The organism is Kitasatospora sp. NPDC043950 (assembly GCF_056435345.1).
Genome location: NZ_JBWKER010000029.1, coordinates 44186 through 67100, shown reverse-complemented (window position 1 = coordinate 67100; position 22915 = coordinate 44186). Strand labels below are relative to the sequence as shown.

At 73.0% G+C, this 22915-nt stretch carries 21 protein-coding genes and 1 pseudogene; 1 reads left to right on the top strand and 21 read right to left on the bottom strand.

Translation table 11 applies throughout. The features are described from left to right. Positions 1–23: 23 nt before the first annotated feature. The 15 genes and pseudogenes from AC07BF_RS20620 to proS all read right to left on the bottom strand — a co-directional run. Positions 24–755 (bottom strand): annotated as a pseudogene (locus tag AC07BF_RS20620) (magnesium chelatase domain-containing protein); the annotation flags it as partial. A gap of 1 nt (position 756) precedes the next feature. Further along, positions 757–1326 (bottom strand): YraN family protein, encoded by a 570-nt coding sequence (locus AC07BF_RS20615; protein WP_363631477.1) that lies wholly within the window; start codon positions 1324–1326, stop codon positions 757–759. Between the two features lie 168 nt (positions 1327–1494). Then, positions 1495–1821 carry a DUF2469 domain-containing protein gene (locus tag AC07BF_RS20610; RefSeq protein WP_030056781.1) on the bottom strand — a complete coding sequence of 109 codons (327 nt, stop codon included), beginning with the start codon at positions 1819–1821 and terminating at the stop codon, positions 1495–1497. Positions 1822–1876: 55 nt separating this feature from the next. After that, positions 1877–2350 (bottom strand): NUDIX hydrolase, encoded by a 474-nt coding sequence (locus AC07BF_RS20605; RefSeq protein WP_363585743.1) that lies wholly within the window; start codon positions 2348–2350, stop codon positions 1877–1879. A 112-nt stretch (positions 2351–2462) separates the two neighbouring features. Beyond that, positions 2463–3218, bottom strand: coding sequence for a signal peptidase I (gene lepB, locus AC07BF_RS20600; RefSeq protein ID WP_478333710.1), 756 nt, complete (start codon positions 3216–3218; stop codon positions 2463–2465). Positions 3219–3363: 145 nt separating this feature from the next. Beyond that, a complete protein-coding gene (gene lepB / locus AC07BF_RS20595) occupies positions 3364–4380 on the bottom strand; it encodes a signal peptidase I (RefSeq protein ID WP_478333709.1) in 1017 nt (338 codons plus the stop codon). Positions 4381–4620: 240 nt separating this feature from the next. Next, on the bottom strand, positions 4621–5478 hold the full coding sequence (lepB, locus tag AC07BF_RS20590) for a signal peptidase I (protein WP_478333708.1): 858 nt from the start codon (positions 5476–5478) through the stop codon (positions 4621–4623). Between the two features lie 211 nt (positions 5479–5689). Further along, entirely contained in the window at positions 5690–6406 is a 717-nt protein-coding gene (gene lepB / locus AC07BF_RS20585) for a signal peptidase I (protein ID WP_363631480.1), read from the bottom strand. 323 nt (positions 6407–6729) lie between these two features. Further along, positions 6730–7080 (bottom strand): 50S ribosomal protein L19, encoded by a 351-nt coding sequence (rplS, locus tag AC07BF_RS20580; RefSeq protein ID WP_063347674.1) that lies wholly within the window; start codon positions 7078–7080, stop codon positions 6730–6732. 154 nt (positions 7081–7234) lie between these two features. After that, the gene (gene trmD, locus AC07BF_RS20575; protein ID WP_063351119.1) at positions 7235–8053 is read right to left on the bottom strand and encodes a tRNA (guanosine(37)-N1)-methyltransferase TrmD; all 819 of its coding nucleotides are present in this window, start codon (positions 8051–8053) and stop codon (positions 7235–7237) included. Positions 8054–8088: 35 nt separating this feature from the next. Next, on the bottom strand, positions 8089–8721 hold the full coding sequence (gene rimM / locus AC07BF_RS20570) for a ribosome maturation factor RimM (RefSeq protein WP_478333707.1): 633 nt from the start codon (positions 8719–8721) through the stop codon (positions 8089–8091). A 129-nt stretch (positions 8722–8850) separates the two neighbouring features. Continuing rightward, a complete protein-coding gene (locus AC07BF_RS20565; RefSeq protein WP_030056773.1) occupies positions 8851–9090 on the bottom strand; it encodes an RNA-binding protein in 240 nt (79 codons plus the stop codon). A 2-nt stretch (positions 9091–9092) separates the two neighbouring features. Then, positions 9093–9521: a 30S ribosomal protein S16 gene (gene rpsP, locus AC07BF_RS20560; protein ID WP_063347676.1), complete on the bottom strand. Its 429-nt coding sequence runs from the start codon at positions 9519–9521 to the stop codon at positions 9093–9095. A gap of 469 nt (positions 9522–9990) precedes the next feature. Then, positions 9991–10569: a hypothetical protein gene (locus tag AC07BF_RS20555; RefSeq protein WP_063347677.1), complete on the bottom strand. Its 579-nt coding sequence runs from the start codon at positions 10567–10569 to the stop codon at positions 9991–9993. Positions 10570–10967: 398 nt separating this feature from the next. Further along, on the bottom strand, positions 10968–12380 hold the full coding sequence (proS, locus tag AC07BF_RS20550) for a proline--tRNA ligase (RefSeq protein WP_363585737.1): 1413 nt from the start codon (positions 12378–12380) through the stop codon (positions 10968–10970). 274 nt (positions 12381–12654) lie between these two features. Between proS and AC07BF_RS20545 the strand changes: the two genes are divergently transcribed. After that, the gene (locus AC07BF_RS20545; protein ID WP_400806205.1) at positions 12655–13479 is read left to right on the top strand and encodes a class I SAM-dependent methyltransferase; all 825 of its coding nucleotides are present in this window, start codon (positions 12655–12657) and stop codon (positions 13477–13479) included. Positions 13480–13665: 186 nt separating this feature from the next. Here AC07BF_RS20545 and ftsH read toward each other — a convergent pair whose 3' ends face one another. The 6 genes from ftsH to AC07BF_RS20515 form a co-directional block, all read right to left on the bottom strand. Then, positions 13666–15609 carry an ATP-dependent zinc metalloprotease FtsH gene (gene ftsH, locus AC07BF_RS20540; RefSeq protein ID WP_363585735.1) on the bottom strand — a complete coding sequence of 648 codons (1944 nt, stop codon included), beginning with the start codon at positions 15607–15609 and terminating at the stop codon, positions 13666–13668. A gap of 195 nt (positions 15610–15804) precedes the next feature. Further along, positions 15805–16347: a GNAT family N-acetyltransferase gene (locus AC07BF_RS20535; protein WP_363375916.1), complete on the bottom strand. Its 543-nt coding sequence runs from the start codon at positions 16345–16347 to the stop codon at positions 15805–15807. Positions 16348–16406: 59 nt separating this feature from the next. Beyond that, positions 16407–17972, bottom strand: coding sequence for a signal recognition particle protein (gene ffh, locus AC07BF_RS20530; protein ID WP_350882982.1), 1566 nt, complete (start codon positions 17970–17972; stop codon positions 16407–16409). 242 nt (positions 17973–18214) lie between these two features. Further along, the gene (locus AC07BF_RS20525; RefSeq protein ID WP_400806211.1) at positions 18215–20638 is read right to left on the bottom strand and encodes a [protein-PII] uridylyltransferase; all 2424 of its coding nucleotides are present in this window, start codon (positions 20636–20638) and stop codon (positions 18215–18217) included. 203 nt (positions 20639–20841) lie between these two features. Then, positions 20842–21180 carry a P-II family nitrogen regulator gene (locus AC07BF_RS20520; RefSeq protein WP_063347683.1) on the bottom strand — a complete coding sequence of 113 codons (339 nt, stop codon included), beginning with the start codon at positions 21178–21180 and terminating at the stop codon, positions 20842–20844. Next, positions 21177–22613, bottom strand: coding sequence for an ammonium transporter (locus AC07BF_RS20515; RefSeq protein WP_363585733.1), 1437 nt, complete (start codon positions 22611–22613; stop codon positions 21177–21179). The genes AC07BF_RS20520 and AC07BF_RS20515 overlap by 4 nt, the downstream gene beginning before the upstream one ends. Positions 22614–22915 lie beyond the last annotated feature (302 nt).

Genomic DNA, 22915 nt, shown 5'->3' with positions numbered 1-22915 from the left:
CTCCTGTATCTCGGACAGTATGTCCCACCACCCGGTGGGCCCTTGAGGTACAGGTGGTGACCTCCGGCGGCGGCGATCTCCAGGGCGCGCCGGGCCTCGTACTGTCCGGCCACGTCGGCCAGGTCGAGGCGCGCCGACTTGTCGTCGGACAGTCCCCGGACGCCGGCGCTGGGCAGCATCAGGCCGGCCATCAGCGGATCCGGCCGGCCGCCGATCGGGTCGGGCGGCTCCTCCGGCGCGGGCGCGCCGGTCAGGACGGCGATCAGCTGCCGCAGGCTGCGGACGCCGATCACGGTCACGCCCGGGACAAGCGAGGCCTCGGGCGCGGTCTGCTCCGCGACCACGACCCGCTGGTATCCCGCGTCGGCTGCGGCCAGCACAGACGGCAGCACCCCGCGGACCGGCCGCACCCGGCCGTCCAGCCCCAGTTCGCCGATGATCAGCAGCTCGGCGATGGAGGAAGGGTCGAGCCGCTCGGCCGCGGCCAGGACGGCACAGGCCACCGCGAGGTCGAAGCCACTGCCGCTCTTGGGCACCGAGGCCGGACTGAGCCCGACGGTCAGTTTGCGCTGCGGCCAGGCCTCACCGCTGTTGACCACGGCCGCGCGCACCCGGTCGCGGGCCTCGGACAGCGCCTTGTCGGGCAGGCCGACCAGGGTGAACGCGGCCACCCCGGGCTCCAGGTCGGCCTGGACCTCGACGATCACTCCGTCGACGCCGACCAGCGCGACGGAACAGGTACGGGCGAAGGCCATCTCAGACCACCCCCCGCAGGTGGTCGACCAGGGCCGCACCCCGGGCCCGGTTGACCACGGCCACCAGGTCGATCCGCACGCCCCCGGGCGGAGCGGGCGGCCAGTGCGGGTCCGTGGGCCCGGGGTCGTACCCGGGACCGGCCAGCCGCGCGAAGTGGCCCGGCCAGCGTTCGGCCATCCAGCGCTCCGCCAGGCGTTGCAACCGGGCGGCCTTGGCCTGGCCGATGGCCTCGCTGGGTTGTTGGAAGCCCCGCTCGGAGCGGGTCTTCACCTCGCAGACCGCCACGGTGTCGCCGTCGAGGGCGACGATGTCCAACTCACCCTCGACACAGCGCCAGTTGCGGTCCAGGATGCGGAGCCCGGCCTCCGTGAGACGGCGGGCGGCGACCCGCTCGCCGTAGCGGCCGAGCCCGTTGTTGGTACTGCGGCCGCCGGCACTGCGGCCCGGGCCCGGTCCGGTTCCGTCCCTCGTGTCGTCTTTCGTGCCGTCCCGCACGGCTGCGGCCGCTGCGGCCTGGTCCAGTACGGCCGCACCCGGTACGGCCTGGTCCTGCGTGATCGTGTTCTGCACGGTGACCACCTCCGCCGTGGAGGTTGCACCGTCGCGCACGGCGGGGCCGGGGATTTCCGGTTCCCTGTGGATAACTCGAGCCTGTGGATAACTTTTGTCACCCGCAGGAGTGAGACGCCCCGATCGCGCGAAATTCCGCTGGACAACGCCGGTCCGAGCAGTCCAACGTCAGTTCCCGAAGCCGGACTCGTCCGAGGGCAGCTCCAGATCGCTCTTCGCGAGTTCCTCGATGTTCACGTCCTTGAAGGTCAGCACCCGGACCTTACGGACGAACCGGGCCGGCCGGTACATGTCCCAGACCCACGCATCCGCCATCGACACCTCGAAGAAGACCTCGCCCTGCACCGAGTGCACCTGCAGCTCGTAGTCATTGGTGAGGTAGAACCGTCGCTCGGTCTCGATCACGTACTTGAACAGGCCGACGACGTCCCGGTACTCCCGGTAGAGCTTGAGCTCCATCTCGGTCTCGTACTTCTCGAGATCTTCGGCACTCATCCAGGCGTCCCCTCAACTTGTCACGTCCACCCATTGTGGACCACCGCACCCACGCTCAGAGCCGTACCGGGGCGACCGGCGGGCCCTCGGCCAGCAGTCGCTCCAGGAAGTCCGCCAATCCGGCCGGGTAGACCGTCTCGGCGGTCCCCCTCAGCTCCTCGACCGTCCACCAGCGCGCCGCGAGCAGCTGGGCGTGTTCCTCCTCGCCCATCCCCGAGTGGTCGAGCCCCGTCTCCGTGGTCCGGGCCAGATGGAACCACTGATCCTGCTCGTAACGCCGTCCCTGAAAGGAGAACGACACCGTGCCGTACGCCACCAAGGGCCCCAGGTCCACACCCCGCAGGCCGGTCTCCTCCGCGAGTTCCCGCGCGGCGGCCTCCCGCACGTCCTCCCCGGGCTCCAAGCCGCCGCCGGGCGTGAACCACCACGCCTCCCCCGGCGTCGCCGGGTCGGAGCCCAGGAAGAGAAGGATGCGGTCCTGCCCGTCCAGCAGCAGGATCCGCGCCGCCCTGCGCCGTTGTGCCGTCATGGCAGCGCTCCACGCTCCTTCCGTTCGCATCGGTGGCGCTACCGATCCTGCCACCCGGCGCCGCCGTCCGGGGCGATGTTCGGCAGAGCGGCCCGGGCCGCGACGACCGCGATCAGGAGCTGCGCCCCCGGCTGAGCCGGCGGGCCAGGCCCGCCACCCCGCCCACCGCCGAAGTCACGAGGATCAGCGCCGCGCCCGCAACGGTCGCGAAGGCGGCCGGTTGCAGCGGCCCGGGCGCACCGGCCTTCGGTCCGGGAAGCCCGTCGAAGGCCGCGGTCCGGCCGAGGTCGCCCACCCGGCCGAACGGCATCATGGTGGCCTCGACCCTGGCCTCCACCGCGCCGGCCGGGACGGTCCCGCCGTCGACCTCCAGGTGGGTGCGGGAGTCGAGCGAGCCCAACCGGTTGTCGCCGAGCAGGAACAGCCGCCCCGGCGGCACCGTGACGCTGAACGAGGAGCCCTGCGGACCCTGCGCCGCGAAGTACGGCTCCTCCACCGTCTGTCCGTCGACCGTCAGCCGGTGGTCGTTGCCGGTGGCCGCGACGGTGTCCCCGCCGACCGCGACCACGCGCTTGACCATGAGCTCGCCACCCCAGTCCTGGTCCCGGAAGACCACGACGTCCCCCCGGCCGACGGCCCCGCCGTCGATCTTCCGGGCGAGCACGGTGTCCCCGATCCGAAGCGTGGGGGACATCGAGGCGGTCGGGATGCTGTACGGCCGGTAGTCGATCGCGATCAAGGCGAAGCCGCCGATCATCAGCACCAGCCCGAGCGCGATCGCGACGCCCTGCAGCACCGCCGCGGGCCGGCGGCCCGGACGGGCGAGCGAAGCCGGGTGGTCGGCCGTCTGATCAACGACACCGCTCATCGAATCCGTCCACCTCTGGCCGACCGGAGAACACCACTGGCACGCCGGGGGCACCGGCGGAAAAGCCGACGGGCCGTGGCACGTCCGAGCAGATTACTCGTCGGTACCACGGCCCGCGCAAGGGCTGGGGAGAACCCGGTGGAGCTCAGGAGTCCTTCCGGCCGTCCCTCCGCTCCCGCACCCGACGCACCAGCGGAAGCAGCGCGACCGCGCCCACCGCGCCGGCCACGGGAGGCGCCAGAGGCGCGGCCGCCGCCAGACCCTTCTGGTCAAAGGTGTTCGGCACCGAGAGCGTCGACCAGTGGCCGACCGGCCAGGCCACGACGAAGGCCCGCCCGATCACGTTGCCCACCGGAACGGTGCCGCCACCCGGCTGGTCCATGTGGAAGCGGGAGTCCAGCGAGTCGGCGCGGTGGTCGCCCATCACCCAGATCCGGCCGTTGGGCACCTTCACCGGGTCGAACGGGTGGTCACCGCAGGGGGTGTTGCCCTGGTAGACGTACGGCTCGTTGAGCGCGACACCGTTGACCTTCACCGGCCCGGTGCCCTGGCACTCGACGGTGTCCCCGCCGACCGCGATGACCCGCTTGATCAGGTCCTTCTCGTTGGCCGACGGCATCAGACCGACGAAGCTGAGCACGTCCTGGACGCCCCGGACGAAGGAGTTGCTGCTCTGCGGGGTCGGCTCGTCGTTCAGCCAGCCGCCCGGGTCGTGGAACACCACGACCTCACCGCGCTCGGGCTCCGCTCCGAACCAGGGGGTCAGCTTGTCCACCAGGACACGGTCACCGACCTGCAACGTGTTCTGCATCGACTCCGACGGAATGGAGAAGGCCTGGACGAAGAAGGTCTTGATCACCAGCGCCAGGACCAGCGCGATGCCGACCAGGATCGGCAGTTCCTTCCAGAAGGAACGCTGCTTGCGCTGCTTGCCGGGGGCCTGCGACTCCGACTGGTCCGCCGACTCGACGTCGGGCCGGTGGGACTCCGAAGAGCCCCCGGTGGGGCCCTCCGTCCCGTCGCCATGCTCGTCGGCGGTCTGGGCCGCCGCGTCCTCGACCGAGGCCGAGGACGCACCGGACTCGGCGGACCGGGCCGCTCGACCGCCAGAGCCCTCGGGCTCGCCGGCACCTGAGCGGGCGCCGATCACCACATCCCCCACAACGTCTCCTCCCTGCTGTGCGGACGCCCGCGCGCCCGCGCTCACAGTGCCGCACAGCGGGCACCACGCTCACCACGACCATGGACGCTTCGGGACTGCCCATCGCGGGCTCCCCTGACACCAGCACAGCCTCGACGCACGACCGGGACCTCCCGGCCGCACCTGCACTTCTCTATCACTCCAAGGCATCCGGCTCGCGGTCCCACGCGCGCGGCCCGGCCGCGAGACGCCCGGCCCGGCTCACTCGGGCGGCCGCCCTGGCCGGCGAACGACGGCCGGAAGGATGCCCAACACACCCATAACGAGCGGAGGTTCCATCGGAACCGGCCCAACGCCCACGGATTCCGGCGCAGTTCCGCGCGCCTGCGGAACCCGGGCCAACGAGGAGAGTGAACTCGGCACGCCAAGTTGATGGAGGCGGTCCAGCGGCCAGGCGTTCATGAAGGCCCGGCCGACCACACCGCTCAGCGGGATGGTCCCCTGCCCCGGGTTCCCCATGTGGAAGCGGGAGTCGGCGGACACGTCCCGGTGGTCGCCCATGACCCAGAGCCGGCCCTGCGGCACCCGCACCTTGAAGGGCTGCCGGGACGGCGGGTTGGCGGGCGCGAGGTACGGCTCGTCCACCGGCGTGCCGTTGACGCTCAACCGGCCCTGCGTATCGCAGCACTCCACGGTGTCCCCGCCGACGCCGATGACCCGTTTGATCAAGTCCTGCTCGCTGTCCGACGGCAGCAGCCCGACGTAGGTGAGGACCTGCTTGGCCGCCCCCAGCACCGGACCGTCGCCGGACGGTTTGTGGTCGCCCTCCAACCAACCGCCCGGATCCTTGAACACCACCACGTCGCCGCGCTGCGGCTCGCTGCCGAACCAGGGGGTCAGCTTGTCCACCAGCACCCGGTCCCCGACCTGGATGGTCTGCTCCATCGAGCCGGAGGGAATCACGAACACCTGGAGCAGGAAGGTCTTCATCACCAGCGCGACCAGCAACGCCACCACGATGATCAGCGGGAACTCCCTCAGCAGCGACCGCTTGCGCCGCCGGGCCGCGCGTCGGGCGCTGCGGCGGCGATCGGCCCGGCCCCGGACCGGCAGCACCACGGCTGGGCCCGCACCCCCGGGGGAGGCGTCTCCTGGTCCGGCACCGTCAGATCCGCCACTCGCGGGATCGGCCTCCACACGCCCGGCATCCACACGTCTGGCCTTCACACGTCCGGCCTCCGCAGGTCCGGCACCTGCGGATCCGGCGCCGACCGGTCCGCCGGCGCCCGGCTCCGGAGCCGGGCGGTCCGCCACCCGGCCCCTGCCCCTGCTACCTCTGCTCCCCATGACCGCCCGTCCCCGCAGTCGCGGCGAAGGCTGCGGGCCGGTCCAGGCCGGTCAAGCGCGAGAACGGGTAGACCACCCAGTCCGCCCGGCCGATCACCCTGCTCTCGGGCACGAAGCCGCCGCCGGGCTCGCCGAGGTGGTCGCGGGAGTCACGGGAGGCGCTGCGGTGGTCCCCCATCACCCAGAGCTTGCCGGTCGGCACCACCACGTCGAAGGCCACGCTCGACGGCTGGTCCCCCGGGGCCAGGTAGGAGGACTCGTCGATCGGCACCCCGTTGACGGTGATCGGCCCGCCCGGGCCGGTGCTGGTCACCCGGTCCCCGCCGACGCCGATCACCCGTTTGACGTAGACCGTGTTCCCGGCCGGGGCCAGCCCGAGGTCCCGGCCGAGCGAGCTGAGCCCGTCCCAGAAGCCGGTCGGCCCGCCCGACCCCGGCAGGAAGGAGCCCGTCCCGTCGAAGACCACGACGTCGCCCCGCTGGGGGTGGCCGCCGAAGGCATAAGCGAGCTGGTTCGCGATCAACCGGTCGCCCGGTCGCAGGGTCTCCTCCATCGAACCGGACGGCACCGAGAACGGGCGCGCGACGAAGGCGTTCACCAGCAGCAGGGCCAGCAGGCAGATCCCCACGAGCAGCAACAGGTCCCGCGAGCGCGAGTGGCCCGGATCCTCATCCCCCGGCGCGCGCTCACCTTCCGGCACGCCCCCACCTTCCGGTGCACGCTCGCCCTCCGGCGCGTTCTCACCCTCTGGTGCGTCCTCGTCCTCGGAAGCGGCCTCGCCCTCCGGCGCACCCCCGGCGTCCGCCCGCGGGTCCCCACCGGGGCCGGATCCCTCCCCACCGGGCCCCGGGACGGCCCCCGAAACGACCGCGGACCGCGACAGCGAGTCCGCACCGGTGGGTACGGGACTGCCGTCGCGGTCCGCGGGTGGTTCGTGCGTGCTCATCGGGGGCTGAGCTTACCGTGCGGCGGCCCGGCCCCTCAGAGCGATCCGATCCCCCGGCGAGGCCGGGGGACGGTGGATCAGCGGTCGCGCTTCTCCTTGATCTTCGCGGCCTTGCCGCGGAGGTCACGCAGGTAGTACAGCTTGGCGCGGCGAACCGCACCGCGGGTCACGACCTCGATCTTCTCGACGACCGGGGTGTGCACCGGGAAGGTGCGCTCCACGCCGACGTTGAAGCTGACCTTGCGAACGGTGAAGGTCTCACCGACGCCGGCGCCGTGGCGGCGGATGACGACGCCCTGGAAGACCTGGACGCGGGAGCGGTTGCCCTCGATGACCCGGACGTGGACCTTCAGGGTGTCACCGGCGCGGAAGGCCGGAATGTCGCTACGCAGCGAGGCCGCGTCGACAGCAGCGAGCTTGTTGCTCATGTTGCTCTCCATCGCAGGCGCCACGGGCCGCCCACGGAAGTTCGTCACAATGGGGTTTGCTGCGGGCCGCATCGGCTGACGACGATCCCCCCGTGGCGAGGGCGCCGGTCCACGTGGCCCCTACGAAGGGGGCCCAGCAACAGACAGCAGCGGCCTATTCTTCCACACCGACGGCCACGGACCGAAATCGGCCGAGCTCCTCGTCCCAGGCCAGGCCGAGGATGCTGAGCGCCTCCCGGTCCTTCTTGTCGAAGGCTCCGTAGCGCCAGCGCTCGACCAGGTCGGTGCGGTTCGCCAGGGTCCGGGCGAAGGCCTGTTCCCGCCGCCAGCGGGCGATCCGGCCGTGGTTTCCGCTGAGCAGCACGTCCGGCACGGTCCGGCCGCGCCATTCGGCGGGCTTGGTGTAGACCGGGCCCTCCAGCAGGTCGGCCATCGCACCGGGCGCGAAGGAGTCGTCCCGGTGGGACTCGGCGTTGCCGAGCACCCCGGGCAGCAGCCGGGCGATCGCCTCGACCATCACCAGCACGGCGACCTCGCCGCCGGCCAGCACGTAGTCGCCGATCGAGGCCTCGACCACCGGCATCCGGGTGGCCGCCTCCTCGATGACCCGCCGGTCGATGCCCTCGTACCGGGCGGGGGTGAACGCCAGCCACGGGCGGCTCGCCAGTTCCTGGGCGAGTTCCTGCGTGAACGGCCGCCCGCTGGGGGTGGGCACGACGAGCGTCGGCAGCTGACCCTCGGGCCCGCCGGCGACCACCGCGTCCAGCGCCTCGCCCCACGGCTCGGGCTTCATCACCATGCCGGGGCCGCCGCCGTACGGGCTGTCGTCCACGGTCCGGTGCACGTCGTGGGTCCACTCGCGCAGGTCGTGGACGTGCACGTCCAGCTGGCCGCGGGAGCGGGCCTTGCCGACCAGCGAGATGTTCAGCGGTTCCAGGTACTCGGGGAAGATCGAGACGACGTCGATCCGCATCCCGTCCTGGACCTGCGCGACGCCCTCCTCCACCGTCACTCCGACCCCTCCGCGCCCTTGGCGCCCTTGGCGCCGGCCGCACCCTCGGCGCCCTCGACACCCTCAGCATCCTCGGCGTCTTCGCCCTCGGCGGAGGCACCACGGGCGACCTCGGCCTGCTCGGGTTCGATCAGGCCGACCGGCGGGGTGATCACGGCACGCTGGTTCTCCAGGTCGATGGTCGGCACGATCTGGCGGACGAAGGGCACCAGCACCTCCGTCCCGTCGGCCTTCTCCACCGTGAGCAGGTCCTGGTACGGCAGGTGGACGACCTCGGTCAGCTCGCCGACGAGGGTGCCGTCGAGCAGCACCACGTCCAGGCCGATCAGCTGGTGGTCGTAGTACTCCTCCGGGTCCTCGGGGCTCTCCTCCGGGTCGACCTCGGAGATGAGCAGCGTGCCCCGCAGCGCCTCCGCCGCGTTGCGGTCCTTGACGCCGGCGAAGCGCAGCAGCAGCCGGCCGCTGTGCACCTTGCCGGACTCGATGGTCAGCGGGCCCACCGACGCGGGGTCGGTGAACAGGACGGCACCGGGGCCGAGCCGGAGCTCCGGCTCGTCGGTACGGACCTCGACGCTGACGTCCCCCCTGATGCCGTGGGCGCGGCCGATCTTGCCGACGACGAGCTGCACGGTGATCGTTCTCCTGGAGTTCCTGAAGCGGGACGGAATGCGGGAAGCGCGAGAAACGCGAAAGGCCGACCGGGACGACATGCGTCCCGGCCGGCCTCACAAGCCCTGACGGCTGAACGAGCAGCTGCGTCAGCGAATGTTGTCCACGTCGACCAGGTCGACCCGGACGTTGCGACCGCCGAGGGCGCCGACCACGGTGCGCAGTGCGCGCGCCGTGCGGCCACCCCGGCCGATCACCTTGCCGAGGTCATCGGGGTGCACTCGCACCTCGATGGTGTTGCCCCGACGCAGGTTGCGCGAGCGCACCTGCACCTCGTCGGGGTGCTCGACGATGCCCTTCACCAAGTGGTCGAGGGCGTCCTCGATCACGCTCAGGCCTCGGCGGCGGCGTCGGCCTCAGCCTCGACCTTGTCCGACTTCTTGGCCTTCGGGGTGATGGCAACACCGGTGGTGGCGTCCTCGAAGCCGGCGACGGCCTTCGCGAACAGGTGCGAGAAGTCCTCGACCTTGGGCTCGGCGACCAGCAGCGGCGCCGGGGCCGGGAGGCCCTTGAACTTCTGCCAGTCGCCGGTCAGCTTGAGGATGGCGAGCACCGGCTCGGTCGGCTGGGCGCCGACGGACAGCCAGTACTGGGCCCGGTCGGTGTCGACCTCGATCTTCGAGGGGTTGTAGGTCGGCTGGTAGATGCCGATCTCCTCGATCGCGCGGCCGTCACGCTTGGTGCGCGAGTCGGCGACGACGATGCGGTAGTGCGGGGAGCGAATCTTGCCGAGACGCTTGAGCTTGATCTTGACTGCCACGGGAGTGGATTCTCCTGGTGTTGACGTGGGTGAGCGGCCGCGCCGTCGCGTGGGGTTGCGCCGTGGGCCGTTCAAGGGACACGCCAGCCGTAGGAGAGAGGGGTCCTGCTCGGCTGCCGAGTACTCAGCTGTCCATTCTGCCATACCGGCGCGAACCGCCTTCGCTCGGCCATCCGCAGGAGGCATCCCGGCTGCATCCCAGCCGTACCCCGGCCGCGCACCCAGCCGTGCCCCAGCGGCGCGCCCGGCCGTCCGCGGGCCGCGCACGACCCTCCGGAGGCCGCCCCCCGACCGCCTCCGCAGGCCCGTCCACAAGGCGCGACCGGGAGCCCTCGCTCCCGGTCCGCCCACGAACTCACCGATGTACCGCTCGCTCCGGCCGGATCCGCTGCCCGCACAGCCGTCCGCCGGCCTTCCCCGTCTTCTGGTGTTCCGGTCTAACGATCTCCCGGTCCGGTGGACCGATCGGTCACGAGATCTTGAACGGCTGCTGGCACGCGCCGCAGACGATGGACGCCTGGGCGAGCACCGACGGCACGACCCGGACGTTCCGTCCGCAGCCGCACACCGCCTTGACCCGGACGCCGCCCCCGGAGGAGCCGTGCCGGGCGGCCGGGCCGCGGAAGGCCCGCGTCGTACCGTCGCCGGCCACCGCCTCCTGGTGCGCGCCGAGGGCGCGGTCCAGTCGCTCGATGGTCTCCGCGTAGCGCTCCTGGGTCTCCTTGAGCATGGTCACCTGGGAGAAGCCGCTGCTCGCGTGCGGTTCGACCGGGTGCGCCAGTCCGAGCTCGGAGGCGAGCAGCAGGAAGCGCCGGTTGTGGTAGCGGCCGGCTCGCGAGGTGTCCCGGATGTCCCGGGCCGCGGCCAGACCGTGGGCAGCCTCGTGGAGGAGCCGCTCGAAACCGAGCCGGGTGCCACAGGCCGAGGAGGATTCGCCGATCAGGGCCTCGGGCGAGGCCAGGTCGGGGAGGTCCTGGTGGTGGGCCTGGATGTCACTCCAGGCGGCGGCCAGTTCGGCCGCGAGGACGAGGGGCTGTGTCGTGCTCACGCTAGACCAACGATGGAGTGCGAGCCGATGTTCCGCATGTTCTCGTTCTTCGGGAATTCCCAGGAAACTCCCAGGAATGCATGGTCGCGCGCGAATTGCGCGTTCCGGATCTGACGCAAGACCAACCCCCTGCCGGTTTCGGCTCGCCGCAGCTCGGCGGGCCTCGTGAATTCCGTCCGGGGGCGGGCTGTCGCCCCCTGGACGTACGGCCCGTGGACCCGTCGAGTTGACAGGGCCACGGGCCGTACACCGTACCGCTATTGCGTTAATACCGGCAGTTGACCGGCCAGTAGGGATGTCCGCGGTCGGGGCGCCCCTCGGACAGTTACCGGATTCTTACTCATCCGCATTCCGGGCAAATGTCGCCGGCAACGGTCATTACCTGCTGGTAACAGGCATCAGTACGCGCGGGCCACGATCGCGATATTGCCGTCCTGGTCGTCCGCCAGCGGCACCGAGCCGTCGGCCGCGACAATGCAGCGCACCGAAACGCCCTGCTCGGCCAGCTTGGCCTCGCCCTCCGGGCCGAGGTCGGCCCAGGAGATCCGGCCCCAACCGGTCGCGGCGGCCTCGGCGGCCTCCTCGATGGTCTTGACGTCGACGGTACGGGCCTCGCGGCGCTCGCGGGACTGGCGCAGCAGCAGCGCCTGGTCCTCCTCCAGGATGCCCGGGACCAGCGCGGCCAGGGAGTCGATGGAGACGGGCTCCTTGCCGCCGGGGATCCGGCGGGCCAGCATCGCGGTGCCGTTCTCGAGGTCGCGCGGGCCGACCTCGATGCGCAGCGGCACGCCCTTGAGCTCCCAGTCCACCGCGCGGCGGCCGAACGGGGTGTCGGTGCGGTCGTCGACGACCACCCGGACACCGGCGGCCTCCAGCGTGGCGCCGATCTCGCGCACCTTGGCGATGACCGCGTCGTCGCCCTTGATGGCGAGCACGACGGCCTGGACGGCGGCCAGTCGCGGGGGCACCCGCAGGCCGTTGTCGTCGCCGTGGGACATGATCAGGCCGCCGACCATGCGGGTCGAGACGCCCCACGAGGTCTGCCAGACGTGCTCGCGCTCGCCGCCCTGGAGCTGGTAGGTCGTGTTGAACGCCTTGGCGAAGTTCTGGCCCAGCTCGTGGCTGGTGCCCATCTGCAGCGCCTTGCCGTCGCCCATCATGCCTTCCAGGGTGAGGGTGTTGATGGCGCCGGCGAACCGCTCCTTGGCCGTCTTGCGACCGAGCACGACGTCGATGCCGAGCACGTTCGTCATGAAGTCGCCGTAGACCTGGGTGTGGATCATCGACGCGTACGCGCGGGCGTCCTCGTAGGTGGCGTGGGCGGTGTGGCCCTCCTGCCAGAGGAACTCGGTGGTGCGCAGGAAGACGCGCGGGCGCAGCTCCCAACGGACCACGTTGGCCCACTGGTTGATCAGCAGGGGCAGGTCGCGGTGGCTCTGCACCCACTTCGAGAAGTACTCGTTGATGATCGTCTCGGAGGTGGGCCGGACGACGACCGGCTCGTCGAGCTGCTTGCCGCCGCCGTGGGTGACCACCGCGAGCTCGGGGGCGAAGCCTTCGACGTGCTCGGCCTCCCTGGTCAGGTAGGACTGCGGGATGAACATCGGGAAGTAGGCGTTCTGCGCGCCGGCCTTCTTGATCCGCGCGTCCATCTCCTGCTGCATCCGCTCCCACAGGCCGTAGCCGTACGGTCGGATGACCATGGTGCCGCGCACCGGACCGTTGTCGGCCAGCTCGGCCTTGTTGATGAGGTCCTGGTACCAGCGCGGGAAGTCTTCCGCCTGAGGGGTGAGAACGGGTGCCTTAGCCATGGCCCGAATGGTACGGGGCGCGGCCCCCTGACTTCGAATCGATAACACGCCCGCGGCCGCCGGACGGACGACCGCCGCACCCGCCGGACGGGCGACCGCGCACCCGCCGGCGGCAGGAGGCGGCACCCGCCGACCGCAGGGGGCGCACGACCGCGACACGCGCGCACCACCCTGCACCCCTCTGGACGCCGGGCCCGACCCGCTGTTCGCTGGAGTGGGGCGGGACTTTGGGGGAGCCGTAGCAGCACACCGAAGGACCGGATGGGAGGCCGCGATGGCTTCAGCTCGGACGACCGGCACGACCGTACGACCGACAGGCGCACGACCGCACCACCCGCAGCCCGGGGCGGCGCGGCCCGCGCGGGCGCGCGACTGGGCGGAGATCCAGGAGCGCATGCTCGTGCCGCTCTACGAGGCGGTCCACGACCGGCTGGAGGTCGGCCCGGCGACCAGCGTGCTGGGCCTGGGCTGCCGGTCCGGACTGGCGCTGCTGCTCGCCGCCGGGCGCGGTGCCCAGGTCACCGGCCAGGAGCCGCGGGACGAGCTGCGCGAGCTGGCCCATGACCGTCGGCTGCGGGTGTGCGCGGGGGCCCGGCCGACCGCTGCCGTCCCCCGCTCGGCCCATTCGCTGGTGACGGTGTTCGAGCAGTTGCCCGGTTGCGCCGAGCCGGGTGCGGTGGTCGTCGAGGCCGCCCGGCTGACCCTCCCGGGCGGGCACGTGGTGCTGGCCGCCTGGGGCCCTCCGGAGCGCTGCCAGAGCGCCCCGGTGCTGGACGTGGCGCGTCGGCGGGCGGGCCGGACCACCGCGCGCGACCCGTTCGAGCTGAGCACGCCCGGCACGCTGGAGGACCTGCTCGCCCCGGCCGGCCTGCGCCCGGCCGGCAGCGGGCGGGTGAGCTGCCCGTTCGCCTACGCGGACCTGGACAGCGCGGTGCGCGGCCTGCTCTCCACCGGTCTGTTCGAGGCGGCCGAGGAGTTCTCCGGCGCGTCGCTGGTCGCCAAGGAGCTGGAGGAGGCGCTGCAGCCGTACCTGCGCGCGGACGGCTCGGTCCGGATGGAGAACGTCTTCCGCTACCTGATCGCCGAACGGCCCCGGTAGCGGCTGGCGGCGGCCGACCCCGACGGCGTTGGGAACGGGGCCCACGGCGACGCCCGGAACGAGACCCCGACGGCACTGGGAACGAGACCCCCGGCGGCGATCGGAACGGCCCCGGGCGACAACAGATCCGGCAACGACGAAACCGGGGGCGCCCGCCAGCGCGGCGAGCGCCCCCGGCCCGCCGGTTCACGCCTGGTCGAGCGACTTCTGGTCGGAGCCGGAGCCCTTCCGCGGCACCCCGGCCGCCCGGTACGCCTGCTCCTCGTCCAGCGTCTCCCCCTCCAGCAGCGCCGCCGCCAGCGCGTCCAGCCGGGCCCGCTGCTCGGTCAGCAGCCGCACCGCGTCCTCGTAGCACTCGGCGACGATCCGCCGGGCCTCCTCGTCCACCGCGTCGAGGGTGGTCGGCGCGGCGGAGAGCCCGTAGGCGCCCTGCGGGTCGGCGGGCACCGCGGTCAGCCGCCCGACCCGCTCGCTCATCCCCCACCGGCCGGCCATCCCGCGGGCGATGTTGGTGACCTGCTCCAGGTCGCTCTCCGCCCCGGTGGTGATCACCCCGTAGACCACCTGCTCGGCCGCCATCCCGCCGAGCGCGCCGATGATCCGGCCGCGCAGGTAGGGCTCGGTGTACGAGTAGCGGTCGTTCTCCGGAGTGGACAGGGTGACGCCGAGCGCCCGGCCGCGCGGCACGATGGTGATCTTGCGGACGGGGTCGGCGCCGGGCTGCAGCATGCCCAGCAGCGCGTGCCCGCTCTCGTGGTAGGCCGTGCGCTCGCGCTCCTCCTGCGGCATCACCAGCGGCCGGACGGCGCCGAGCTGGACCTTCTCCAGGGCGTCCGAGAGGTCCCGCTCGTTCACCGCGTCCTGCTTGCGCTTGACGGCCAGCAGGGCGGCCTCGTTGACCAGGTTGGCGAGTTCGGCGCCGGTCATCCCGGGGGTGACCTTGGCCAGCCGGGTGAGGTCGGCGTCGCCGGCCAGCGGGACGGTCCGGGTGTGGATGCGCAGGATGGCGGCGCGGCCGTCCCGGTCGGGCGGGCTGACGGTGATCCGCCGGTCGAACCGGCCGGGGCGCAGCAGCGCCGGGTCGAGCACGTCCGCGCGGTTGGTCGCGGCGATCACGATGACGCCCTCGGAGCCGGTGAAGCCGTCCATCTCGGTGAGGATCTGGTTGAGCGTCTGCTCGCGCTCGTCGTGCCCGCCCATGCCGCCGCCCGCGCCGCGCTGGCGGCCGATGGTGTCGATCTCGTCGATGAAGATGATCGCCGGGGCGACCTTGCGGGCCTCGGCGAACAGTTCACGGACCCGGCTGGCGCCGACGCCGACGATCATCTCGATGAACTCGGAGGCGGAGGCGGAGAAGAACGGCACGTCCGCCTCGCCGGCGACGGCCCTGGCGAGCAGGGTCTTGCCCGTCCCGGGCGGGCCGCTCAGCAGCACGCCGCGCGGCATCTTGGCGCCGAGCCTGCGGTACTGCTGCGGGTTCTTCAGGAAGTCGACCACCTCGGTGAGTTCGGCCTCGACCTCGTCGATGCCGGCCACGTCGGCGAAGGTGGTGCGCTTGCCCTGGTCGGCGGTGACCGGCTTGGGCGGGGCCTTGCGGCCGAGCGCGCCGGCGCCCAGCCCGCCGGCCATCCGGCGGGCGAGCAGCACCCAGATCAGGATCAGCAGCACCATGGGGGCCAGCGAGATCAGCAGGTTGGCGAGGAAGCTGCGCTGCTGGACCACCGGGGAGGTGGCGGTGACCTCGACGCCCTGCTGCTGCAGCGTGGTCCACAGGTTGTCGTTGGCGAAGGACGGCCGCTGGGTGGCGAAGTCGGTGTAGTCGCCCTTGCCGCCGTCCGGTTTGGGCTGGGCGCTCTTGAGGGTGCCCTCGATCGCGTCGCCCTTGGAGTAGATCTTGGTGATGTTGCCCTTGTTCAGCTGGTTGTTGAACTCGGTGTAGGAGATCGTGGTGGCGCCGGCGTTGCCGAAGAAGGACAGCAGCAGGTCGGAGATCAGGAACACCACGAGCGCGGTGAGGGCGAGTCCCATCCAGCCGCCGGGCATCCGGCGGCGGGGCGGCGGCGGGGGCGGGGCGCCCTCGGACCGCCAGGGCTGGTCGGGGGTCTGGCGCGGCGGCACGGGTTCGGTCACCCATCGGACGATACGGACGCGGGCTCGGGCGAGCCACCCGAAACGCCGCGCCGAGCACGCCCCTGACCAGCCGCGACGGGGCCCCGCCAGTGGCTGAGCACCGGTGCCCCGTCAGTTGCCGTGCCGCCCGGAGCCCCGCCCGTGGCTCAGAGGCCTCGCCGCCCCGTCAGTGGCCGCGCAGCGCCCCGCCCGTGGCTACGCCTCCGCGCCCGGCCACTCCTCGGCGGTCAGCGCGAACCGCTCGTGGTCCCGCCAGTCGCCCTGGAGGAACAGCATCCGGGGGGTGAAGCCCTCGTGCCGGAAGCCCAGCCGCTTGGCCATCGCGACCGACCGCTCGTTGTCCGGCTGCACGTTGATCTCCAGCCGGTGCAGGCCCAGCCCGCCGGCCGACTGCGGGGCGAAGCAGCGGTCCAGGACCAGCCGCAGCCCCTCCGTCATCCGCCCGGTGCCGGCGAACGGCAGGTACGCGTCGTAGCCCAGCGCGCCGTTGCAGAACCGGCCCATCACGATGTTGGCGACGTTCACCTTGCCGACCAGCCCGCCGGTGTCCCGGTCGACGATCAGGAAGGTGCGCAGGCCCGGCCCCTGGCGGTCCAGCAGTTCGGCCAGGCCGTCCGGCTCGACCGGGTTCCACCGCCCGATGTGGTCGGCGGACCGTCGGACCGCCTCGGCGTACACGTCCTTGTCCTCGGCCCGCGGGGCCCTGATCGTCACTCGCACACCACCATCATCGGGCATGCGAGCGGCCCGCCGCCCGGAAGGTCCCGGACGGCGGGCCGCTCGAACGACGGACCGGTCTACAGCAGGTCCTTGAACTCCTTGGGCAGCTCGAAGTCGGCCGGGCCCTTGCCCGCACCGAGGCCGAACGCGCCGCCGCCGGCCGGGTCCTGGTCGCCGCCCGGGCCGAGCGCGCGGCGCTGGGCGGCCGCGGCCTCCTCCTGCGCCCGCTTGAGCGGGTTGCCGCTCTTGCGCTTGCCCTTGGCCTGCGGGGCCTTCTTGCCGGACTTCTTGGCGCCGCCGCCCATGCCCGGGATCCCCGGCATGCCGGGCACGCCCTTGCCGGAGGCCATCGCGGACATCATCTTGCGGGCGTCGAAGAACCGCTCGACCAGGTTCTTCACCTCGCCGACCTGGACACCCGAGCCCTTGGCGATGCGGGCCCGGCGGGAGCCGTTGATCAGCTCCGGCTCGGCGCGCTCGGCCGGGGTCATCGACTTGATGATCGCGCCGACCCGGTTGACGTCCTTGTCGTCGATGTTGTTGATCTGGTCGCGGATCTGGCCCATCCCGGGCAGCATCCCCAGCAGCTTGGAGATCGAGCCCATCTTCTGGACCTGCTCCAGCTGCGACAGGAAGTCGTCCAGGGTGAACGCCTTCGGACCGCCGCGCAGCTTGGCGGCGATCTTCTCGGCCTCCTCCTGCGAGAAGGTCTGCTCGGCCTTCTCGATCAGCGAGAGGACGTCACCCATGCCGAGGATGCGCGAGGCCATCCGGTCGGGGTGGAAGGCGTCGAAGTCGTCGACCTTCTCGCCGTTGGAGGCGAACATGATCTGCCGGCCGGTGACGTGGGCGACCGACAAGGCGGCACCGCCGCGGGCGTCGCCGTCGAGCTTGGAGAGCACGACACCGGTGAAGTCGACGCCGTCGAGGAAGGCCTGCGCGGTGGTGACCGCGTCCTGGCCGATCATCGCGTCGACGACGAACAGGACCTCGTCCGGGTTGACCGCGGCGCGGATGTCCGCGGCCTGCTGCATCAGCTCGGCGTCGATGCCCAGGCGTCCGGCGGTGTCGACGACGACGACGTCGTACTGCTTCTGCTTGGCGTACTCGATCGAGTCCTTGGCCACCTGCACCGGGTCGCCGACGCCGTTGCCCGGCTGCGGGCCGTAGAAGGCCACGCCGGCGCGGTCGGCGACCACCTGGAGCTGGTTGACGGCGTTGGGCCGCTGGAGGTCGCAGGCGACCAGCAGCGGGGTGTGCTTCTGGCTCTTCAGCCAGTGGCCGAGCTTGCCCGCGAGGGTGGTCTTACCGGCACCCTGCAGACCGGCGAGCATGATCACCGTCGGGCCGTTCTTGGCGAACCGGACCCGGCGGGTCTCGCCACCGAGGATCGCGATGAGCTCCTCGTTGACGATCTTGATGATCTGCTGCGCGGGGTTGAGCGCGCCCGAGACCTCGGCGCCGGCCGCCCGCTCCTTGACCTGCTTGATGAAGGCCCGCACGACCGGCAGCGCGACGTCCGCCTCCAGCAGCGCGATGCGGATCTCGCGGGCGGTGGCGTCGATGTCCGCCTCGCTCAGGCGGCCCTTGCCCCGGAGGTTCTTGAACGTCGCTGCGAGGCGATCGGAAAGAGTGTCGAACACGTCGTCGCGGGTCCTCTGCGGCATCGGTATCGGTACGGTCGTCGCCCCCCAGGGTATCCGGCCGCCCCGGGTACGGTCTCCACCCGGGTTGCCACGACCTCGGAACGGACCTCGGCAGGCGCCGGCGGGCCCCGGCGGGCCGACCCCCGGCAGCCCCAGGCGGGCCCCGGCGGAACCCGGCGGAACCCGGCGGAACCCGGCGGAACCGCACCCCGGCGAGCCCCGAAGGCCCCCGGTACGGCTCAGCCCAGCGCCGCCCGAACCGCCGCCGCCACCTCCCCGGCCCGCCCGGCGGAGAGCGACCGCCCCTCCCCGTCGGTCAGGTAGAAGGAGTCGACGGCCTCCGCGCCCAGCGTCGAGACGTGCGCCGTCCGCACCCGCACGCCCGCCCCGTCCAGCGCCCGGCCGATCCGGTGCAGCAGCCCCGGCGCGTCGTGCGCGCGGACCTCCAGGACGGTCGCGGTCGCCGAGGCCACCGCAGGCGCCACCGCGACCACCGGCGGCGGGGTGGGGATGCCCCGGCGGCGCGGGGCGGCGGCGTCCCGCTCGGCCAGCCGGCGCGCGACGTCCAGCGAGCCGTCCAGCGCCCGGCGCAGGTCGGCCCGCAGCCGGGCGGCCTCCGGCAGCTCGCCGAACTCGGCGGCCACCCGCCAGGACAGCAGCAGCACCGGGCCGGCGCCGATCGGGTCCAGCTCGCGCAGACCGGCCGAGCGGACGGCCAGCCGGTGCAGCGCGAGCACCCCGGCGACGGTGCCGAGCAGTCCGGGCCGGTCCGGGACGGCCAGGGTCAGCTCGACGCCCATCGGCTCGGCGCCCGGCTCCGCCCCCTCGGACCGCGCCAGCAGCGACAGGGCGGGCCCGCCGGTCCGGGCGGCCTCCACCGCGAGCCGTTCCTGCGCGGCGGTCGGCGCGGTCTCCACGGGCGCGGCGTAGGCGCCGGCCAGCCGGGCGGCGACCCGGGCCGCCAGGCCGTCCACCAGCGAGGCCCGCCAGCCGCTCCACGCGGCCGGGCCGGTGGCCAGCGCGTCCGCCTCGGTGAGCACGTGCAGCAGCTCCAGCTGGGCCGCGGTGCCGACCACCTTGGTGATCGCCTCGACGGTGGCCGGGTCGTCCGGGTCCCGTCGGGTCGCGGTGTCGACCAGGGTCAGGTGGTGGCGGACCAGCACCGCCAGGGTCTCGGTGTCCTCGGGGCCGAAGCCCATCCGGGCGGCGACGTCCCGGACGATGACCTCGCCGGCCTCGCTGTGGTCGCCGGGCCAGCCCTTGCCGATGTCGTGCAGCAGCGCGGCGACCAGCAGGAGGTCCGGCCGGGCCACCCGGCGGGTCATCGCCGCGGCCCGCACCGCCGTCTCCACCAGGTGCCGGTCCACCGTCCAGCGGTGCACGGCGTTGCGCTGCGGACGGCAGCGCACCCGCTCCCAGTCCGGCAGCAGCCGGGTGACCAGTCCCTCCGCCTCCAGCGCCTCCCACACCGGGACGGCCGCCTCGCCCGCGCCCAGCAGGGTGACCAGTTGCTCGCGCGCCTCGTCCGGCCAGGGCACCGGCAGCGGGCGGCACTCGGCAGCCAGCCGGCGCACCGTCGCGTACGAGACGGTGAGCCCGTTCTGCGCGGCGGCGGCCGCGGCGCGCAGCGGCAGCACCGGGTCGGCGGCCGGGCGGGCACCCTGGGCGAGCACCGCCTCGCCGTCCTGTTCGACCACGCCCTCGGCGAGCGGCCGGCGCGCGACCGCGCCCCGGGCCACCGCGCCCGCGCCGCGCCCGGCGCCGGTGAACGGGAAGGCCAGCCGGGCGGCCCGGCGGCCCCGGCCGGACCGGGCGGCGAGCACCCGCTCCACCGCCCGCCAGGTGACGTCACTCGCGTAGGCGACGGTGCGGGCGGCCTCGTAGACCTGGCGCAGCAGGGTGTCGGCGTCCAGCACGCCGAGCCGTTCGGCGACCTGGTCCTGGTCCTGGAGGCCGAGCCGCTCGGTGGCCCGGCCGGTGGCCAGGTGCAGCGCGTCGCGGACGTCGGCGAGCCGCAGCGCGGCGGCGTCCAGGCCGTCCCGGGGGGCGTCGGCGAGCCAGGTGGCGGCGACGGCCTTGAGCGCGACGGCGTCGCGCAGGCCGCCGCGGGCCTCCTTGAGGTCGGGCTCCAGCAGGAACGACAGCTCGCCGTGCCGCTCGGCCCGCTCCCGCCCGAGGTCGCGCAGTTCCGGCAGGCGCGCGGGGGCGCTCGCGCGCCAGTCGGTGAGCACGGCGGAGCGCAGGGCGGCGGTGAGCTCCTGGTCCCCGGCAAGGTGGCGGGCGTCCAGCAGGCCGAGCTGGGCCTTGAGGTCTGCGGCGGCGACGGACCGGGCCTCGGCGACGGTGCGCACCGAGTGGTCGAGCGCGGCGCCCGCGTCCCAGACCGGGTACCAGATCCGCTCGGGCAGGTCGGGGTCGAGCCGGCCGTCGTGCAGCAGCAGGACGTCGAGGTCGCTGCGCGGGGACAGCTCGCCGCGCCCGTAGCCGCCGACCGCGACCAGCGCGACGCCGGGCGGGCCGCCGGCGGCCGCGAGCAGACCGGCCAGCCAGTCGTCGGTGAGCCGGGCGAGAGCCGCGCGGCGGGGCCGCCCGGCCGGGCCGGGGCCGGCGAGCAGCGCGGCCCGGGCGGCGCCGTAGTCGGGAGGGCTGGTCTCGGTGGTCATGGCGTTTTGGTCCCGTCCGTCGTGCGGTTGAGCGGGCGGCGCCGGACGGCCTGCGGGCGGCCGATGGGAGATCTGCGGACGGCCCGGGCGGCCTGGCGCCGATGCGCCGTCGGCGGACCCGCGACCCCTCGGGGACGGCGGGCCCGCCTGCGGCGCGTCCTACGGTTCAGGGCCCTCGACGAAGGGCCCTCGGCGAAGGGCCCTCAGAGGGCGTCCGGCCCGCGCTCTCCGGTCCGGACCCGGACGGCGGTGTCGACCGGGACGCTCCAGACCTTGCCGTCGCCGATCTTGCCGGTCCGGGCGGCCTTCACCAGGACCTCGATCAGCTCGTCGGCGTCCTCGTCCTCGACCAGCACCTCGATTCTGACCTTGGGGACCAGGTCCACGGTGTACTCGGCGCCCCGGTAGACCTCGGTGTGGCCGCGCTGGCGGCCGTAGCCGCTGGCCTCGGTGACGGTCAGGCCGTGCACCCCGAAGGCCTGTAGGGCGGCCTTCACCTCGTCCAGGCGGTACGGCTTGATCACGGCGGTGATGAGCTTCATCGGGCGTCGACCTCGGTCTTCTCGGTGGGCTCGGCGGTGGTCGTGTCGGCGGCCTTCCCGGCGGCCGTGGCGGCTGGCTCGGCGGAGGGCTCGGCGGCGGCCTTCCCGGCGGCGGACCTCTCCGCGGACCTCGCGGCCGCGGCGGCGCCGACCAGGCCCGGCAGGGCCCGCGCCAGGCCCGCGCCCACCGCGCTGAAATCGTAGGCGGACTCGGCGTGTTCGGCCTGGTCGATGCCGGCCACCTCGACCTCCTCGGCGACCCGGAAGCCGACCGTCCTGTCGATCGCCTTCGCCAGCAGCCAGGAGAGGACGAAGGAGTACGCGGCGACCACGGCCACGCCCATCGCCTGCTTGCCGAGCTGCGCCGGCCCGCCGCCGTAGAACAGGCCCTTGGCGGTCTGGCCGACCCCGCCGGTGGCGAACAGGCCGATCAGCAGCGAGCCGATCGCGCCGCCCACCGCGTGCACGCCGACCACGTCGAGCGAGTCGTCGAAGCCGAGGCGGTACTTGAGGCTGACCGCGGCGGCGCAGACCGCGCCGGCGATCAGGCCGATCGCCACCGCGCCCAGCGGGCTGACCGAGCCGCAGGCCGGGGTGATCGCGACCAGGCCGGACACCGCGCCGGAGGCGGCGCCCAGCGTGGTGAACGCGCCGTGCCTGAGCTTCTCGTAGACCAGCCAGCCGACCAGCGCCGCACCGGTGGCGACCTGGGTGTTGACCATCGCCATCGCGGCGACGCCGTTGGCGGCCAGCGCCGAGCCCGCGTTGAAGCCGAACCAGCCGAACCACAGCAGCCCGGAGCCGAGCATCACCAGCGGCAGGCTGTGCGGGCGCATCGGGTCCTTCTTGAAGCCGACCCGCTTGCCCAGCACCAGGCAGAGCGCGAGGCCGGCCACGCCCGCGTTGATGTGCACGGCCGTGCCGCCGGCGAAGTCGATCACGCCGTTGCGGTCGCCCAGCCAGCCGCCGTGGCCGCCGTCGAAGAAGAACACCCAGTGCGCGACCGGGAAGTAGACGACGGTCACCCAGAGCGCGATGAACAGGCCCCAGGCGCCGAACTTGGCCCGGTCCGCGATCGCGCCGCTGATCAGCGCCGGGGTGATGATCGCGAACATCAGCTGGAAGGTGGCGAACGCGGTGACCGGGATGGTCCCGGTGAGGTCGTTCAGGCCGATGCCGCGCATCCCGAGGAAGTCCAGGTTGCCGATGAGACCGGCGAAGGAGTCGGGCCCGAAGCTGAGCGAGTACCCGTAGAGGACCCAGAGCACGCTGACGATGCCGAGCGAGAGGAAGCTCATCGCCAGCATGTTCAGGGTGCTCTTGGCCCTGACCATGCCCCCGTAGAAGAAGGCCAGGCCCGGGGTCATCACCATGACCAGGGCCGCACTGATGAGCACGAAGGCGGTGTCGCCCGCGCTGAAGCCGTCCGGCATCGGCGTCTCCTCTGCGTGGAAGCCGATCCAAACCCGGATTACCCGTCCCGTGCCACCCGGGGTGTCGGCGATGAAGAGGAGAGTGCCGAAGGCTGGTTTCGGCCAGTGCGGCCCGTTGTTTCGCGGCCGTGACGCGTACGACGCGCGGGTTACGCCTTCGTGAACGACGGCCGTGCCGCAGGGCCGAACGGGTTACCGTGCCGCCGAACGGGACGGCCGGTGGCACGACGGCCACCGACCGTGGCGGCGGCGGCCGTCACGGTCGGCGGGGTCCTCGGGCCGGATCCGCGGCCCACGGGCTC